Source organism: Kitasatospora sp. MAP12-44 (assembly GCF_029892095.1).
Classification (GTDB): domain Bacteria; phylum Actinomycetota; class Actinomycetes; order Streptomycetales; family Streptomycetaceae; genus Kitasatospora.
The window spans coordinates 1-16,949 of sequence record NZ_JARZAE010000003.1; the positions used below are offsets into that span (position 1 = coordinate 1).

A 16,949-nucleotide genomic window follows, 5' to 3' on the forward strand; every position below is an offset into this window, starting at 1 on the left:
GCATCATCACCCAGGACAAGAAGCCCCCCGTGCACGAGTCCGCCGTCCGCGTCATCGAGACCGGCCGCGCCATCGCGCAGGCCGTCACCGCCGCCGCCGAGCGCCGCCGCGAACTCGTTGCCACCGGTTGACCCAGAACTAGAAACATGGTTTAATTAGTGATGTCGGAAGGGGAGGGCAACACCCCGACCGACACCCCCCGCCGGGGCCGACCGGCCCCGGCGGAACCTCTCACCAGACAGGACACGACATGCTCACCACCGACCAGGCCCCCACCGTCCAGGACTTCCCCGCAGCCACCCTGGTGAACGCCGGACCCTGGTTCCGGAGCCACCAGCTCGACCCCCGCCCGGCCATCGTCGTCGGCCCGTTCGGGGGCCCGGAGTTCGCTGACACGGCCGAAATGGTCGTCGTCTGGTACTTCACCATCGGCGCACCTATCCCCGGGGACAGCGTCCAGGCGATGTTCCCCCACGAGCTGACGCCGCTTGACGACACGCTGACCACCATGGACACGGGCAGGTTCTGCGACATCGCCACCAGCCTGCCGCTCGGCCGGTTCCCCTACAACCAGGGGAACGACCTCACCGCCGCCGTGAATCGCGCGGTCCGCGAGCGGATCGAAGCCGCCCCGGCCACCCGCCGAAACTGACCCAAGGCCCCGCCGGTCCGGGGGAGGGCAACACCTCCGGACCAGCGGGCCCCCACACCCGAGCAGACACCCCTTCGGGGCGGCAGCAGCACGGTCCGGTGCGTTCACCGCCGCCGGCCGACTCCGCCTAGCGGCTCCGCCGACCGACGGCGGGCACCGGACCGCGAAGGACGCGCCCCGCGGGGGCGCGACAGCCCTTGCCGTCGCGCAGGGCGCGACGGCGGCGGACCGCTCGTCCCTCACGGCCCGCCCCCGGTGGTGCTCACCGCTTCCAGCACCCCGCCCGCCCTCCGGGCGGCCAAAAGACTCTCACCAGAAAAGACCAGTTCGATGACCATCCAGATCACCCACACCCGCCGAGAAGGAACCCTGATCGACGGCACCAGCCGGGGCGACGGCTCAGCCGACATCCTCAAACTCCGCGAGTACGGCCGCACCCAGCGCCAGCCCTTCCGCTGGAGCCGCAACCTCGACTGCTGGTACCTCCCGCACAGCCGCGACCACGCCACCTACACCCCCTCCCTCGAACTTCTCGCCCAGCGGCTGCGGGACGCCGGCCTCGACGCCACCTTGACGATCGACAACGCCGACCGCCGCACCTTCGCCGAGGCCGAACAGGGCCGGGAAGACCGGGCCGAGGCCCGCGCCGACCGCTTCGAGGGGTACGCCGACAACGCCGCCCGCAACTCCCAGGCCGCGTGGAAGTCCGCCCACGACATATCCGAGCGGTTCGAATTCGGCCAGCCCATCCTTGTCGGCCACCACAGCGAGGGCCGCGCCCGCCGCGACAGGGCACGGATGGACACCTCGATGCGCAAGAGCATCAGCGAAGGCGACCGCGCCCAGCACTGGGCCGACCGCCAGAAGGCCGCTGCCAGCTACGAGCAGTTCCGCACCAACCCCGGCACCACCCTCCGGCGCCTGGACAGGCTGCGGGCCGACCTCGGCGCCGTCGTGAAGTGGCAGCGCGGCGAGTCAGCCAAGGGGTACACCCGCAACCCCGCCAACCCGGAACTGACCATCGAGCACGAGGAGCTGACCGAGGAAATCGCGCACTGGGAACAGGTCATCAAGGACGCCGAAGCCAAGGGCTTCAAGGTCTGGACGCGCGCCGACTTCAAGCGCGGTGACTTCGCCCTCCACCGAGGCACCTGGTACGAGATCCTGCGCGTCAACCCCAAGTCCGTGACCATCCGCCACATCTTCAACGGCACCGGCAAGACGGTCGTCCGCGCCACCGACGACGGCTACGACGGGTGGACCTCCACCGCCCCCTACGACGACATCTCCGGGCGCAAGAGCGCCGACGAGATGCAGCAGCCGCCTAAGGCCGCCGAGCACCAGGGGGAGGCCGAGCACTCCCCGTTGGTCGAGGAGCCGCTACCGGCGGCCGAGACGTGCCCCATGTGCTACTCCAGCCAGTGGCGCGCGGACATACGCCGCTGCGGTCACTGCCACCACACTCCCGACGGGAAGCCGACTCCCGCATCGGCCCCCGCCGCAGGAGCGAACTGGCCGGAGGGCATGGCGCTGGTGCTCATCGCCTCGAAGAACTCCCACCGCTCCCGCAAGCGCGCCCTGTGGGCGATGACCCGCCACGAGGCACAGGCCGTGTGCGGCGACCCTCGCACCTCCGGCCGCTCGTACATGCTCACCTGGACCGACCGCCCCGGCACCGAAGGCGCCGACTGGGAATGGGTACCGGACAACGGGAGCCTCGACCCGGTCCTCTCGGACCTGGGCATCACCCCGCGCCGTACATGGACTGCCGCCCCGCAGGCCCCGGCCGCCGCCGCGTAACGACCGCCGACCCGCCCCGGCGGCCGAGCGCCCCGGGGCGGGCCCCTCCGTCACCAGAACAGGGCACCACCATGAGCATCCAGCTTCTCGAACGACCCGTCGCCCCCACCTTCCCCGCCACCGAGCCGGACGACCAGCATGCCCCGGTCCCCGGTCAGCCCGACCACCACACGGCCGTCCGCGAAACCACGGAACCGGGCACCCTCCAGGCCGCCATGCCCTACCGCATCGGAGCCCCGGACTCCGCAGGTCGCTACCCCGTGGTCATCGGTCAGGACCAGGTGATCGGCCGCGCCCACCGGTGGAGCCGTGACTGGTGGGTCGAGACCAGCGAGGGGGAGACCAATCTCGGCCGCCCGGACAAGGGTGTTCCCGGCGTCGAGATGGCCGCCGCCCGCCTCGCCGAGAAGTACGCCGCCGGAGAGATCACCGCCATCCCGCTGGACCAGATCCGCGCCGAAGTGCTCCAGTCGCTGACCGGCCCCGTACCGCTGCTGCACCCGCGGATGCCCGTCAACGACCGCAACACCAAGAGCGCCGAGACCGCGTTCGCCGGACTCGCCGTCCTCCGCTGGCGCCCGGTCCTCACCGGATTCCCCGGCAGCGACAACCACTGGGTCCTGCTCTGTGAGCTGTGCGGGTGGGTCGGCCCCAAGTTCTGGTCGCACTTGCGCGGGCGCAACGGCGGATTGCCGAGCCTCCACCGCCACGAGGGCGGATGCGTCGGCCCGGACCGCGTCCGCGAACTGATCCCCGCCTACCAGCAGTAGCAGGCCGACCCGCCGGGGGCGGCGCACCGCCGCCCCCGGCACCACCGAACGGACACCACCCACCATGCAGACCCGCTACAGCCCCGAAAGCCTCGTCATCGCCGACACCCCGGCCGCCATCCTCGAATGGGCCGCCCACCACATCGAACACGTCGGCATCCACCACGGGCCGCGCCTGTTCGACGGCCCCGGCCGCACCGCCACCCTGCCGTGCTGGCCCCGCGGCGCGCTCGAAGTCGCCGCCGGCCGCGCGCGCGGAAGCGCCGGCCGCACCTACGACTGGGACCGCATCAACCACGCCCTTGACGAGGCGTTCGCCCTGCTCGCCGGGACCCTGACCGGCCACCCCGCCGCCGACGCCGACGACCCCACCGCCGCGAAGGACCGGCACCGCGATGTCATCGACCGGTGGAGCGCCGAGCCCGGCCGCACCGCCGCCGATGCCGCCCGCGCCTTCCGCGCCGCCGCCGCCCGCGCCGACCACGCCCTGTTCTGACCGGCCCTGCCCGCCACCCCGACACTCCGAGAGCCAGCGCGATGGACCAGACGACCACACTCCGCAGCACCACCGGCGTCCCCAGCCGACGGGGAGCCGCCACCCCGAGCAAGGACGGCGTCCACCGGATCGGCGTGCCCCTCCAACCCCGGCTCAGCGCGACCGAGCTGATCCGCATACTCCTCGCGGCCCCCGTCGAGACCGACCTTCACACCCTCGACCCCGTACAGGTCCGCGCGATCATCGCCGATGTGCTCACCCGGCACGGCTACGAGGTACTCGACCGCTCCCCGTACGACCCCGGCCACGACCGCCACCAGGACGCCCGCCGCGCGATCCGCCGCGCCTACGGCCCGCGCTTCCAGGACTCCCCGGCAGAACAGGCCGCACTCGCCGACCCCCTACGCGACGTGCTCACCGCCGAGGCGGGCGACCGGCCGTGACCCCGACCACCGCCAGGCCGACCGGCGCCCGAGCCCAGCAGACGAACTACTGGCGGGTGCGCAACGGGCGGACCCCCGACCCCACCGACGGTGCACCGCAAACGTGGCACATCCGCCATGGCCACCCCGGCGGCGAGTACAGCGACCTCGGACACGAACTCGACCCGCCTGAGCACCACGCCCCGACCCTGCTGACCCGCAGCCGGCGAACCGGCCGCAGGGAAGAAGAGGAGTTCCGTGGCGGGTGCCTGGCTTGCGGCTGGGAGGGCCCCGTCCACCGAGGCGCCGGGTACGGCGATGGCGACAACGAGTCCGTGGAGGACGCCCACGACCACGCCTTCCCCGGCTGGCGCGAACTGCCGCCCCTCACCACCGTTGAAGACCGGTGGGCACTCCCGCGCGACCGGAGGCGCTGGGCACAGCTGACCTCCCGCTACCCGCCGGGGTGGCTGGACCGGGGCGCCCCGCTGGTGGCCTGGAGCCGCCGCCGCGAAGCCCACGCACCCCCGCACCGTGGACGCCCCCGCTACGAACTCCGCGTCGCCCGGCCGCCCGCCAACCCGAGCAACCGCCCAGCCGACCAGGAAGCCCTGTTCTGATGACCGTTGCCCACCTGGCCAGGGCCCCGCCGCCCCGGATCAAAGATGGTTCAATTACTCCGCCGACAGCGGAGCGGGCAACCTCCGCCCCGGCGGGTGCCGAACCGGCACCCGCACCACCAGACAACAAAGGACGGCCAGCACACATGGGCAACACGGTGCTGGCCGTCCGGTGTTCTCTCACCAGAAAGAACTCCACCATGCTATGGGATCGACACGCCGACTGTCCCCAGCCCGGCGACACCGCCCAGCTCAAGAGCGGTAACAGCATCGGTGCCGACAGCACCGCCAGATTCGTCATAGTCGAGGACTTCCCCCGGACCGGCCGGCACCTCGTGCTCAACCTCCCCGCCGACCACCCAGCCCGCGACGACTGGGCCGCCGCCGTCCCCCTGGACGAGATTGCCGCCCTCACCCGGCTCGAACCCACCGGGAGCCGCACGTGGACGCCGGCCCCGGACCCGGACGAACTCCAGTGACCCACCCCCAGCCGCCACTATCCCGAATGGGAGACGACCGTGCCCAGCAAGACCGGCCGCACGCTCTACTCACGAGCGGACCTGCGCAAGGTCCACAACATCAGCGAACCTACGCTCCAGAACCTCTGGACTGACCGGGAGAACAACGGGCACCCGCCCGCGGAGCTCATCGACGGCGTCATGCACTGGGACGGCGACGTCTGGGCGAGGTGGCACCACGAACTCCAGCGCCAGCGGGCAGCCATGAACACCACGAACCCGCCGAAGCTCGACGGGGACCCGGAGGAGATGGTGGGCCCGGCCGAAGCGGCGAAGATCTGCGGGTTCGCCGACTCCGCTACCGTCTCGCACTACGTCAAGAACCCGCCCGAGGGCTGGCCCGACCCGGACGACTGGGACGAGCTGCCGACCCGGAGGCGCCCGAAGTGGAAGCGCTGGCGGCTGTGGCAATACCTCGCCGACCGCAAGGGCCGCGGCCACGCCGGCGGACGCCCGTCGGGCCCCCGCGCCAGGGTGGCCTACCCCTACCAGGGCGACGAACGGCTCACCCTCGCCCGGCAGGCCATCGCCGCCAACCCGCAGGTGACGAACGCCGACCTGATCCCCGAACTCCAGCAGCAGACGGAGAAGACCTACTCCCGCCCGACCTGGAACAACATCCTCAAGTCCGCCCGCGAGCACCCCGAGGAGTAACCGTTGCCCGACAGCCGCTGTCCACGCTGCGCAGGCCCGCTCGGTGACCGGCCTGCCCGTTCTCGGCTGACCGCCGACCGGGAAGTCCTCATCTGCACCACGTGCGGGACGGACGAAGCCGTGCGCGATGCCCACGGCCAGGCGCCCGTGCCGTTCGGCGAATGGCCCCTGAACACCTAGCCCCCTTGCCGAGAGACCGCCCGGTGGCCTCAGAAGGTCCCCGCTCCAGCTCCTGGAGCGGGGACCTTCCTGTATCACCAAGTAACGGCAGGACGGTGGACCCCTGCCGGTCGCGTCCGGCCCGGGGAGCCGGACACCTGGCCAGCCCTTCGCGCGGCCCGGCGGCGCGGGGAAGAGCCGACGCTGATCGGTACGGTCGCGGACGCCCGGCGAGTCCGCCAGCCTCGACCGGCCGCGAGCGGTCCACCGCACCAGGACCCGCACCGCACGCCGACCTCCGGAGCCGCAGCGACCTCCATACGCACCACCCTGCTGAGCACGGAGTTCCCACCCCACGGACTTGCTCCCGAGGTAACAGTCCCCCAGGACATCAGGCTCGACCGAGCCTGATCCACAGCATCGACCAGCCCGTTTGGAAAGCCCGAGGCACCCTCAGCTGATCATGATCTTGAATTTAGAGGACCAAGGTATCGTCACTTCGTGACGATACAATCCTCAAAGACGACCGGATCTGACCGGAAGAGCGCGGGGGGTGAGCGGGCCGATGGCGTGGGTGACCATGATCGGCCCGAGCGACGAGCAGGTTGAGTACCGCCTCACCGGCGGCCACGGATGCGGAAAGACGGTCCTGGTCGACGCCGCCCCTCTCGTCGCCGCGATCGAGGCCAGGGCAGAAGAAGCCGGGACCACCGTCGCCGCCCTCCTCGGCCCCACCGAGGCCAAGAAGGCGTACTTCCGGGCCCGAACCCAACTCCGGAACGCCAAGAACGCGCGGTTCACCGGGTTCGACGCCGTCGAGGTCGCCGCCGCAGCCGGCCTCAACGCCCGCGACCTGTACGGTGACCAGACCCTTCCCCAACCTGCCGCAGATGGACAGGTGGACTACCACCTCGATGCCAGCGAACGCCCCCTCGTGTGGATCGGCAGCGGCCTCACCGAGTTCGGCATCACCCCCGGCAGCATCCTCGCCGCCCAGCACTTCCAGGCCGCCCGGCGCCTCATGCGAGGCGAAGACCCCCGTACCGGCCAGACCCTCGTGGAACCCATGGTCGCCATCGCCCCGGCCGCGAAGCTGCCCGCCGCCCCGCTGGTCCGCGCGATCCGCCGCGCTGCCGCCGAGCGCAGTGTGAGCCCCGCGAGCCTGCTGGACTCGAAGCGGAAGAAGGACGCCTTCCGCCGGATGGAGAACCAGCTCCAGCGCTTCGGCGAATCGCACCGCATCCCGGCCTCCACCCTGCTCAAGCTCGCCGACGCCGTCGGAGTCGACGCCGTCGCCCTGTACGGCGAAGCCGCGTTGCAGAAGGCCGTCGCCGCCGAGGCGGGCGGACGCCTCGATGCCCGCGCACTCCTGAGCGCCGTCGAAGCCCGCGCTGCCGAGACCAGCCAGCAGCCCGCCGACCTGTTCACCGCCTCGTCCATGAAGCGCCGGTACGCCCAGACCGCACGCGAAGGCGAACGCCGCCTCCGTGACCTACCCATGGACGTCCGCGAAGCCGTCGCCATGGCCAAGGCCGCAGGACTCGCCCCCGAGAGCGTCTGGGACGCCGAGGAGATCAAGGCCGCCCTCCTCGAAGGACGGGTGCAGATCGGCAACCGCGGAGCTGACGTCACGCTCGACCTTGCGAAGTCCAAGTCCGTGCTGCTCGCCTACGCGCCCGAGGAGATCGCCGCCCAGGTCGAAGACATCTACACCACCGCCGGCCGCGAGTCCATCAGCGCGCTGGAGCGGTGGACCGCCTACGGCATGCGCGGTCGCAACGGCGACGGCGCCCAGGCAGCGACCGTGAAGACCAGCGGCTTTTCCGGCTGGATGATGGTGCACCGCGCCGCCCGGCCCGTCGACGGCGCCCCGTTCGGCGACCCCCACTTCCACCTCCACTTCACGCTCGCCAACATGGCCAAGGGAGTTGACGGCCAGTGGTCGACCGTGGCCGCTGGAGGCCGTGACCTCAACCGCCACGCGCGTGCCACCCAGTCCCTCATGAACGCCCGCATCCGCAGGGAGCTCACCGACACCTTCGGCATCACCTTCCGCCGCGAAGAGCGCACCGGCGCGTGGGAGATCGCCGCGATCCCCGAGGCCACGATCCGCCTGTTCAGCAAGCGCGACAGCCAGGTGCGCGACCTGCTGACCAAGCTGGGCATCGACTACGGCAGCGCCACCACCCGCGAGCGCACCGCAGCCTCTACCGCTTCCAAGGCCGCGAAGAACGGCGAGGCCGCCGGCGTCGAGGACGATGTCCTGCGCGCCTACTGGCAGGCCGAAGGCCGGGCTGCGGGCGACGACCCCGACGCCATCGCGGCCAGCGCCATCGAGCAAGCCCGGACCGGCCAGAACCCGGGCCTGGACGAGCTGTGCGCCCAGGTCTTCGACCCGAAGACCGGGCTGACCAGCCACTCCAAGGAGTTCAGTCACGCCGCCGCCATCTCCGCCGTCCTGGACGCTCTCCCGTACGGCGTCGCGGACGCCGACGAAGCCGAACAGCTCACCAACTCCGTGCTGCGGCACGCCGGATACGCGGTCAAGCTGAACCCCAAGGGCCCCCAGCACTTCGCTCACGCCGACCGCTACACCACAGCCGACGTGGTCGCTGCCGAATCGCTCATCGCCAGCGAGACCACCAACCGCCTGAACGAGCAGGCCGCCGTCGTCACCGGCGACACCGTCGCCATGACCCTGTCCGCCGTGGAAGCCCAGCACGGCGGCGAGTTCCAGTTCTCCGCCGAACAGCGCGCCGTCCTCGAACGGCTGCTGACCGCCGGCCACGGCATCGACGGCGTCGAAGGCATCGCAGGAGCGGGCAAGACCACGATCATGAACACCGCGAGGGTCGCGTGGGAGGCCAACGGATTCGTCATCGCCGGTGCCAGCACGGCCGCCGTCGCCTGCGCGAACCTCAAGGCCGAAGCGGGCATCACCAGCCGCACTCTCGCGTCCTGGCTCACCGGTATCCGCACCGGAGGCCCCGGCCTCAACGGCGTTGACGTCTTGGTCGTGGACGAGGCCGCGATGTGCGATGACCGCGACATCGCCGAGCTACTGGCCCACGCAGCGAAGACCGGCACGAAGATCGTCGCCGTTGGTGACCCCAAGCAACTGCACTCGCCGGGCATCGGCGGGTCCTTCGCCGCCATCCACAAGATCGTGGGCGGGCTCAGCCTCACGGAGAACTTCCGGCAGCGGGACACGATCGAACGCCGGGCGCTCGCCCTGTGGCGCGACGACAACCGCACGGACGCGCTCCGAACCTTCGCCGGAACCGGCCGTGTCCACGCCCTCGCGGACAAGGACGAGACCCTCGCCGCGATGCTGACCGTCTGGGCGGACAAGCGCGCCGCGCACACCGACGACCACACCGCCGTGCAGCAGCTTCTCATGCTCGCCTCTACCAACGAGGTCGTCGACGAACTCAACCTCGGTGCCCGCGCGATCCGCAGGGCCAGCGGCGCCCTCACCGGGCCCGACCACCTCTTCGCCCTGGCCGGCGGCGGCGAACTGGCGCTGTCCGTCGGAGACCAGGTGCTCCTCCGCGCCAACGACTACCGCAGCAAGCGGACCAGGGGCGAGAGCGAAGACGTGCTGAACGGCTTCCGCGGACTGGTGATCGCGGTGGACGAGGACCGCCGGGTCCTGGTCGAGTGGCGCACGAAGACCGAGGACGGCGGCCACCGCGACGTCGCCGAATGGGTCGACGCCGACTACATCGCACGCGGCGGACTCACCCTCGGATACGCCATCACCGGCCACAAGAGCCAGGGCCTCAGCGTCGAGGAAGCCCTTGTCTACGGTCCTGGCGCGCAAGCCAACGCGCTCTACACGATGATGAGCCGCGACAAGAAGGAGACCCACCTCTTCCTGCCGCTGTCCGTCTATGAGACCGACGCCGACCGCGCCCGCAACGGCGCCGCGCTCACCGACCAGGAACAGCTTGACCGAGCCGTCGCGGGCCTCATCCGCGAAGTCGAGACCGGCACCGAGGAACGAATGATCCTCACCGAACTCCCCACGGCCGCCGTCCCCGCCCATGTCCGGCACATCGTCCCCGACCTACCGATCCCGCGCGCCCCCGGCACCGGAGAGACCGTCGAACCGGACGACATCGAGGCCGCGCCGAAGCCCGAACCGCGCCGCACCACCGGCACCGTCGACCGAACGGCGGTGCCCGCCGCAACCTCGGAGCCCCGGCCTGCGGCTTTCGCCCGCCCGTACGCCAACCTCTCCAGCCAGGCCCTGCGCGACGCCGCACGCAAGGCCGCCGCAGCGGCACGCGCCACGAGCACGGCTGCCGACAAGGCCGAGGCCGCCGCGGACCGCGCCGAGCAGAATGCGGCGGCTGGAACCGGCCCCAACGTGCTCGCGCTCAACCGCCGGCACCAGGACGTTTCCGAACGCGCCGAAGCGATCCGCGACGTGCGCGCCCTGAAAGCGACCATCGCCGAGCATACGGCCCGGCTGCACGGTACCCAGGACCGAATCAGCGGGATCGAGCAGCAGTTGGCAGCCACCGGAAGGTTCGGTCGCCCCGTACTGCGCGGAGACCAGCGGACCGCCGTCGAGGCCGAGCGCGAGGGCCTCGTCCGGACCCTCCACACGACTGAGCAGGAACTGGAGAGCGCGAACGAGCAGCTCCGCGAAGTCGCCCACCAGGCCGGTCCCGCTGATGAGCACGAAGCGGTACTCGCCGAAGCCGGCCTGCCGAAGGAGAAGAAGGCCGCCCTGCTGCGGCGTGCCCAGGACAAGGACACCGAAGCGGCCAAGTCTCTCCGCACCGAGGCCATGAGGGCTCGCCGTACAGCGCAGACCGCCGACGGCCGAGCAACCGGTCTCCGGGCCGAACTGACCCTGCGGGCCGACCACAGCCGACAGCCGGCCGACCCGGCGGAAGCAGCAGCCCCGCTGCCGCAGCCCGAATCCCCGTACACCAGGTACGCGAGTGCGGAAGATCCGAACTCGTACGAGGTTCCGGAAACTCCGTTGGCTGCACCGCTGCCGTAGGAACGCCGACAATCATGGCGTCATGCGCCTACGTCCCCAGAGTTGGGGACGAGCGGGTCAGGTCAGCAGTAGCAGCCCGTCCCAGTGCAATTGCCGGGCACCGTCGAGGGCGCGGTGGTGGGTGGCCAGGGCGAGGGCCGTGCCGGTGCGGCCGGTGAGAAAGCCGATCGCCGGACCGCTCCAGTTCGTGGAGGCGATCGTGTGTTCGGCTGCTGCTGCGGCGAGAGGCAAGTGGCCGAGCCGGATGGCCACCTGGAGTACTCCCGCGCTGCCGTGGCAGAGCCCCGGACCGCTCGTGTCCCAGCTGGACGGCGGACGGCGGGCGAGGCTGTCGAGGGCTCGGTGAGCCAGGGCGAGGAGAGTGGGCTCCATGAGGGCACGGCCGGCGTGGTGGAGGGCAACTGACATGCCGGGGGTGCCGTAGCACCAGGCGTCGCGGCGGCCCGGAGTGGCGGCCAGACGCTTGGTGTCCGGTGGGTGTGCGAGGTCGTCGCCGCTGACGTACGGGGCCCAGGACGGGCCAGGAACAGCCCAGTTGAGAAGCCAGTGAGCTGCGGTGGCGATGGCCTTCTCCTGGTCGGGGACGGAGTTGCCGGCCTGGTGCGCGAGGGCGAGCAGGGTGAGGGGTCCGGCGATACCGTGCGCTGTTCCGGTGCTAGCGGTACCGGAGGGTGGAAGAGCGCCGGGGACGGACAGCGCATGGTCTTCCGCCCGGACCCACCAGCCGGGTCGGCCCGCGTCGTCGGTGGTGGTGATCAGGTTGGTGAGGGTGGTGAGAGCGGCGGACAGCCCCGGCCCGGCCTCTGGGAGGCCGAGCTGTACGGCGGCGAGGAGCGTGCGGCCGATCCCGGCCAGGCCCTTGATGATGTCGTAGACGCCCCACACGGTTCCGGCTCGGCCCGCGAGCAGCCGCTTGGCCTGATGTTCGGCCAGGCCCTGGGCGCGGGCGGAGAGCCAGGCGGCGGCGCGGCCCAGGGCTTCGTGCTGCCGCCTGGCGTCGGGCAGGTAGGCGCTGCCGTAGATGAGGGAGGCGGCCAGGGCGCCGGGGCCGGAGTAGATGCCGTCCGGTCGGGAGTTCGCGACGGCTCGGGCGGCAGCGGTCCAGTGCCGCTCGGCGGCGTCAATCAGCGCGGTGTCGCCGTCGGCCAGGACAGCGAGGAGGAGTGCGGTGCCGGGCAGGCCGTCCGCGAGGGTTGCGGCGGCGCCGGGGTTCAGCCCGGCGGCCGCGTCCTCGGGGTCGAAGACGGCGGCCACAGTCTCCTCGACCAGCAGGAGGGGGTCAGGCATGACGAAGAAGGTCGGCGGCGAGGGAGCGGGCCAGGTGCTCGTGGATGCGGTCGGTGCCGAGGAGGCGGTTGCAGTGCATGTGGATGACGTCGGAGGCGCACAGTCGCGCCACCTCGTCGGCGACGAGGGGCCGGTAGGCGGTCAAGGCATCCATCAGGGACTTCCACGGCCCGGTGAGGGCACCGGGGATGGTGGCCGTCCGGCACCCGACCCGCAGGGCCTCGCGGTGGCGGCGCAGGCCGGCCGGGAGGGGGCGGGGTCGGGCGGCGGTGGGAGTGCTGAGGGTGCGTGCGATGGCGGCGGCGGTGTGGGCGGCGAGGATGAGCCGCTGGTCGTCGCCGTGGGCGGGGAGGGCGGCGAGGACGAGGGCGGAGTCGGCGGCGAACACCGCTTCGGCCGCGCCGATCGCGTCGGGCCCGCCGTAGCGCTGGGTCTCGCGCTCGTACGGCGCGACGGTGAGGCGGCCATTGGTCAGGTGCTGTTCGGCCAGCCGCTCGGCGAGGTCGGCGGCTTCCTGCTGCACAGAGGCCAGCATCTCAGGGGCGCCGTGATAGCGCAGGCGCAGGTGGGGGCCGAGGTCGGGGGTGGTGTACCGCAGCCAGTAGAACAGCGAGCCCGGGTGCTCAGGGAGTTGGGCGAGGACGGCGTCCTGGTGCCGGACGGGGACGGGCAGGGCGAGAGAGAGCCAGGCGCTGCCGGGCAGATAGGCGTCGGTGTTCCGGGGCCGGGCGGCGGCGCGGGGGTCAAGCGGCACTGACCGCGCGGCTTGGTGCTGCTGGCGCAGGGTGACGACGAGTTCGAGGTGATGGCGGCCGTCCGGACCGTGCACTGGCGGTTGCCCCGGCAGCACCTCGCTGACGGTGCGGCATCCGCGGCGGACACTGCGCCGCAGCAGCTCGCGGTGGTCCGCGTCGCGCAGGTCGATGGGCAGGTGCCGGTCGCTCTCCTCGATCACTACCTGCTGCGGTATGGGCAGGGTGGGGCGGGCCAGCCAGTCGTCCAGGTGGGCGTGCCAGCGGTCGCGGTGCTCGACCAGCGCGGCCAGGCCCGGGGGAAGGAGCCAGCGCTGCGGGGCGAGGACCGTGGAGCGGTAGGTGACGCGCGGGGTGTAGGGCGCGAGGGCGGCGGGGCCCCAGGACCAGGGGTGCCAGGGCCTCTCGTCCGCGTGCCCGATCAGGTGGAGGAGCTGGGCGGCCGGAGGCAGGAGCGCGCGGGTGATCCTGCTGAGCAGCACCGGCCGGACCAGACAGCCGAGTTGGCGGGAGTAGAGAGCGAGATGCCCGGCCGCGGTGGTGGTGATGAGCAAGGTTCGGGGGTCGAGGTCCCGGGAGTCGGTGAGGGGCAGGCCCACCGGGATGCGGTACGCCGTCCCACCACTCTCCACCGCCAGGGCCCCGGTGCTGGCGGTGAGGGGGCGGCAGACGATCTCCGCCAGCACTGGGTCAGCGCCGGCCTGCTGCTCGGGGGAGAGGTCAGGCAGGTAGCGGGCGAGGCGTCCAGCGGCAGACCCGGCGTCCTGCGCCGCGTGGGTGCCGATGACCAGGGTGAGGTGGCCGCCCTTGTCTTCTCGGACACGGACGTGCGCCTCGGCCGTGCGCGGCGGCCGCGCGTCGCTGTCGTGGGCGAGCGCGTCCACCATCTCCTCGGTCAGCTCCACCTCGTGATCGCCGTGCGCTATCGCCGTGGTGAGCAGCGCGAGGAGGAGATGGGCGCGCCGGTCGTCCAGGTCGGAGCGGGCGCCGATCGCGTCTTCCGGTCCGGGCGGGCCGATCCCGGTGGCTGGGTCGACGGCATCGAGGAGTGGGACGAGGCGGTGCGGCCCGTACACGTCCCGGAACCTCGCTGTCCAGGCGAGCAGCGGCGCCGTGCGGTGGCCGATGCGCCAGAGCACGTTGACCGTCCGCGCAGTCTCCCTCCCCACCGTGGTCGGGAGACGGAGTTCGGCCTCGCCGATGGTGTCGCAGGTCAGCGGGCGGGCGGTGGCGTGGATCGCGTCGGCCGCGCAGCGGGCGGCGCGCAGAAGAGGCAGGCGCTCGGGCGTACCGGGCCGGTGCCGGTCCGCACCGGCGAGCAACGCGCGCAGGTCGAGGACGGCTTCGCGCAGGCCGGCAGTCGGGGGCAGCCTTGTGGCGAGGTGGCCGAGCGGGTCGCGGGAGAGGTCAGCAGGCAGGAGATCGGTCAGGAGCAGGCCGGTGCGGACCAGCGAGGTGATCGCGGCCTGGACAGCGGCGGTGTCGGCGCCGGGCCAGTGCTTGAGCATCGCGCGGATGACCCGCGAGGCCGGGGCCCCGCCGGCCCGGCTGCACTCGCGCATGAGCCAGCTGGATACCTCGGTCACCCGAGCCGTGCCCAGCTGCGCCGAGCCGTCCGGCCCCGGGTGCTCGACCTCCAGCACCGCGCCGCGCTGCAGCGCGGTCGGGTTGGCGAAGAGACGGAGGTGGTCGAGCCCGTCCGCCAGCTCAAGGGCGCGGTCGGCGACGGCCGCGAGCCAGGCCGGGTTGGGGAGCGTGGCACAGCGGTGCTGTTCCCCCAGCAGCAGGACCGGTTCCCCAGGCACCAGGTGCGCAGTAGCGGCGGCGGCCCAGACACCGTTGGGGGTGGTGCGGGTGCGGGCGCGCAGCTCGTAGGCAGCCCGCGCGAGCGCGCCGCCAGCGGCGCCGTCGAGGTCACGGGAGGCGAGGAACAACCCCTCGGTGATCAGTCCGCCAGCCTTCGGGCTGTCTGCCGCCAGGAGCGGGAGGCGGGCGAGTGCCACCGGGTCGGGTACGAGACGGCTACGCACGGACGGTTCCCCCTGGTCGAACGGCCGGGTAGGCGGCACCGGTGCCGCCGGTGCCGCCCACCCGTGCGCTACTACAGCTGGCCCGGGATCAGGCAGCCACTGGTCGGCCCGGCCGGGGGCGATTCCCCGCAGCCATCACCGGTGGTATCGCCCTCGGTGTCCGCGTAGTTCTCACGCACACCGGTCAGCGGCGTGTTCACCGCGTCGAGCGCGAAGGCGTCCAGCAGTGCGGTGGTCATGGTGCGTCCTCCTTCCATCGTCCGTTTGGGGATGGTGCGCCCGGACCGCGCGGGTCCGGGAGTTTGGGTGGCCGTCAGTCCTTCGGCCAGGTGAGGACCAGCGGCGCGCCGGGCCGGTTCAGCGCTCGGCCGGGGGCCATGGTGGCGGGATCGGTGCCCTCGGCGTAGACGTGGAGGACGGGGCCGGGACGTCCCCGGTGGTCCCGGTCCCACTCCCGCAAGCTCTCCACCAGCGTCTCGGCCAAGGTGTGGTCCTCGCCGTGGAGGACGACTCCGTACTCGTATCGGCCGCTCTGCCCCTCAACCGGACGCATCGTCACGTAAGCCGCGGTGGTGGAGTCGGTGTTCCAGGTGAGCGGGGTGCCGCCGGACAGCGCCCGCAGGGCGGACTCCCCCGGGTTCGTCAGCAGGGTGCCGTAGGTGTCGAGGACGGTGGCGAACCACAGGTCGATGACGGGCCTGGTGCCCTCGCTCGCCCCCACCTCGACGCCGGACCAGTGCGGGCTGCCGGCGCTGTCGAGGACCTTCGTCAGGGACTCGGTGTCGAGCGGCTGGGTACCGTCGACCCGTACCCGGGTACCGGGGGTCAGCGCATGCATCTGGGTGGAGCTCGCCGCCTCCCCCCGCATCGCCACGAAGCCGCACGGTAGCCAACCGCCGCCGGTCCAGTGCCCCCGCCCGTCCGAGGTGAGAGCAACGAGGCGGCCGAGGCCGCGCACACGCAGCGGGACGACGAGCACGCCGTCGGGGGCGAGTTGGTCGAGCCAGGTCTGCTCGATCGCGGCCGCCTGCACAGTGACCTCGATCCGGTCGTACGGGGCCGCGTCGGGGACGCCGTGCGCGCCATCGCCGGTGACGATGCGGACGGCATCCTCCAGGCCAGCCGCTCGCAGGCAGCGGCGGGCGCGCTCGGTCACCGCCGGGTCGATATCGACGCTGGTCACCGCGCCCGCGTCGCCGACCAGCTGGTGGAGTAGCGCGGCGTTGTAGCCGCCGGAGCCGATCTCCATCACCGAGTTGCCCGGCTGGGGTCGCAGGTACTCCAGCATCTGCGCGACCAGCCACGGCGCGCTGACGGAGCTGAGGAGTCGGCCGTCGCCGTCGCGGTCGGTGGGGTGGTAATCGTCCTTGTACGCCTCGCTCAACTCGGCGTCCTGCACGAAGAGGTGGCGGGGGGTAGCCCGGAACGCGGCTGCGATCTCGGCGCTGGTGATCCTGCCCGCCCGCTCCAGCTGGGCGACCAGGTGGTTGTTCAGCTCCGCCGCCTCGGCGGCTAGCTCTGTGACGTCGCGGTCACTGACGGTCTTCATGCTGGGGAGCTTAGACACCGGCGGTCCCTTGAGGGGCAACGTCACGCGTAGTCAACACAGCTGCTGACTCCCAGGGCGACTAGTAGTGGAGAGGGTGCTCACCGTAATCAGCAGTCCGCACCCCGTTCTCCAGGGTTTCCGGCCAATCCCCGACTCCGCCAGGGCGCAGATCCACGGCTCGGCCGCGTTCACCCGATCCGGCACCCGGCCCGCGCCGACCCGC

Annotated in this window: 13 protein-coding genes; 9 read left to right on the top strand and 4 right to left on the bottom strand. The window is 72.0% G+C overall.

Annotation, left to right across the window (positions count from 1 at the left end; genetic code table 11):
* The first annotated feature begins 250 nt into the window (after window positions 1–250).
* From P3T34_RS00740 to mobF, 9 genes are all read left to right on the top strand, one after another.
* A complete protein-coding gene (locus P3T34_RS00740; RefSeq protein ID WP_280663978.1) occupies window positions 251–652 on the top strand; it encodes a DUF6409 family protein in 402 nt (133 codons plus the stop codon).
* 330 nt (window positions 653–982) lie between these two features.
* Complete coding sequence (locus P3T34_RS00745) at window positions 983–2,452, top strand: DUF3560 domain-containing protein (RefSeq protein ID WP_280663979.1); 1,470 nt, start codon at window positions 983–985, stop codon at window positions 2,450–2,452.
* 71 nt (window positions 2,453–2,523) lie between these two features.
* Window positions 2,524–3,222 (top strand): hypothetical protein, encoded by a 699-nt coding sequence (locus P3T34_RS00750; protein ID WP_280663980.1) that lies wholly within the window; start codon window positions 2,524–2,526, stop codon window positions 3,220–3,222.
* Between the two features lie 64 nt (window positions 3,223–3,286).
* Window positions 3,287–3,718: a DUF6197 family protein gene (locus tag P3T34_RS00755; RefSeq protein ID WP_280663981.1), complete on the top strand. Its 432-nt coding sequence runs from the start codon at window positions 3,287–3,289 to the stop codon at window positions 3,716–3,718.
* A gap of 41 nt (window positions 3,719–3,759) precedes the next feature.
* Window positions 3,760–4,161, top strand: coding sequence for a DUF6181 family protein (locus P3T34_RS00760; protein WP_280663982.1), 402 nt, complete (start codon window positions 3,760–3,762; stop codon window positions 4,159–4,161).
* Window positions 4,158–4,760 (top strand): DUF6349 family protein, encoded by a 603-nt coding sequence (locus P3T34_RS00765; RefSeq protein WP_280663983.1) that lies wholly within the window; start codon window positions 4,158–4,160, stop codon window positions 4,758–4,760. The genes P3T34_RS00760 and P3T34_RS00765 overlap by 4 nt, the downstream gene beginning before the upstream one ends.
* Window positions 4,761–4,960: 200 nt before the next feature.
* On the top strand, window positions 4,961–5,239 hold the full coding sequence (locus P3T34_RS00770; RefSeq protein WP_280663984.1) for a DUF6211 family protein: 279 nt from the start codon (window positions 4,961–4,963) through the stop codon (window positions 5,237–5,239).
* Between the two features lie 39 nt (window positions 5,240–5,278).
* Window positions 5,279–5,932, top strand: coding sequence for a hypothetical protein (locus P3T34_RS00775; protein WP_280663985.1), 654 nt, complete (start codon window positions 5,279–5,281; stop codon window positions 5,930–5,932).
* Between the two features lie 724 nt (window positions 5,933–6,656).
* Complete coding sequence (mobF, locus tag P3T34_RS00780; RefSeq protein WP_280663986.1) at window positions 6,657–11,108, top strand: MobF family relaxase; 4,452 nt, start codon at window positions 6,657–6,659, stop codon at window positions 11,106–11,108.
* Window positions 11,109–11,165: 57 nt separating this feature from the next.
* On the opposite strand, the gene P3T34_RS00785 is transcribed toward mobF, so the two are convergent.
* The 4 genes from P3T34_RS00785 to fxlM form a co-directional block, all read right to left on the bottom strand.
* Window positions 11,166–12,395, bottom strand: coding sequence for a lanthionine synthetase C family protein (locus tag P3T34_RS00785; protein WP_280663987.1), 1,230 nt, complete (start codon window positions 12,393–12,395; stop codon window positions 11,166–11,168).
* A complete protein-coding gene (locus P3T34_RS00790) occupies window positions 12,388–15,177 on the bottom strand; it encodes a lantibiotic dehydratase (RefSeq protein ID WP_280663988.1) in 2,790 nt (929 codons plus the stop codon). Before P3T34_RS00790 ends, P3T34_RS00785 begins: the two co-directional genes overlap by 8 nt.
* Before the next feature lie 71 nt (window positions 15,178–15,248).
* Window positions 15,249–15,416: a hypothetical protein gene (locus tag P3T34_RS00795; RefSeq protein ID WP_280663989.1), complete on the bottom strand. Its 168-nt coding sequence runs from the start codon at window positions 15,414–15,416 to the stop codon at window positions 15,249–15,251.
* A gap of 74 nt (window positions 15,417–15,490) precedes the next feature.
* Entirely contained in the window at window positions 15,491–16,726 is a 1,236-nt protein-coding gene (gene fxlM, locus P3T34_RS00800) for a methyltransferase, FxLD system (protein WP_280663990.1), read from the bottom strand.
* Between the last annotated feature and the right edge of the window lie 223 nt (window positions 16,727–16,949).

Coding starts and splice junctions, on each gene's coding strand:
- P3T34_RS00745 (WP_280663979.1), top strand. CDS start 983: ATGACCATCCAGATCACCCACACCCGCCGAGAAGGAACCCTGATCGAC.
- P3T34_RS00740 (WP_280663978.1), top strand. CDS start 251: ATGCTCACCACCGACCAGGCCCCCACCGTCCAGGACTTCCCCGCAGCC.
- P3T34_RS00795 (WP_280663989.1), bottom strand. CDS start 15,416: ATGACCACCGCACTGCTGGACGCCTTCGCGCTCGACGCGGTGAACACG.
- P3T34_RS00770 (WP_280663984.1), top strand. CDS start 4,961: ATGCTATGGGATCGACACGCCGACTGTCCCCAGCCCGGCGACACCGCC.
- fxlM (WP_280663990.1), bottom strand. CDS start 16,726: ATGAAGACCGTCAGTGACCGCGACGTCACAGAGCTAGCCGCCGAGGCG.
- P3T34_RS00785 (WP_280663987.1), bottom strand. CDS start 12,395: ATGCCTGACCCCCTCCTGCTGGTCGAGGAGACTGTGGCCGCCGTCTTC.
- mobF (WP_280663986.1), top strand. CDS start 6,657: ATGGCGTGGGTGACCATGATCGGCCCGAGCGACGAGCAGGTTGAGTAC.
- P3T34_RS00760 (WP_280663982.1), top strand. CDS start 3,760: ATGGACCAGACGACCACACTCCGCAGCACCACCGGCGTCCCCAGCCGA.
- P3T34_RS00755 (WP_280663981.1), top strand. CDS start 3,287: ATGCAGACCCGCTACAGCCCCGAAAGCCTCGTCATCGCCGACACCCCG.
- P3T34_RS00750 (WP_280663980.1), top strand. CDS start 2,524: ATGAGCATCCAGCTTCTCGAACGACCCGTCGCCCCCACCTTCCCCGCC.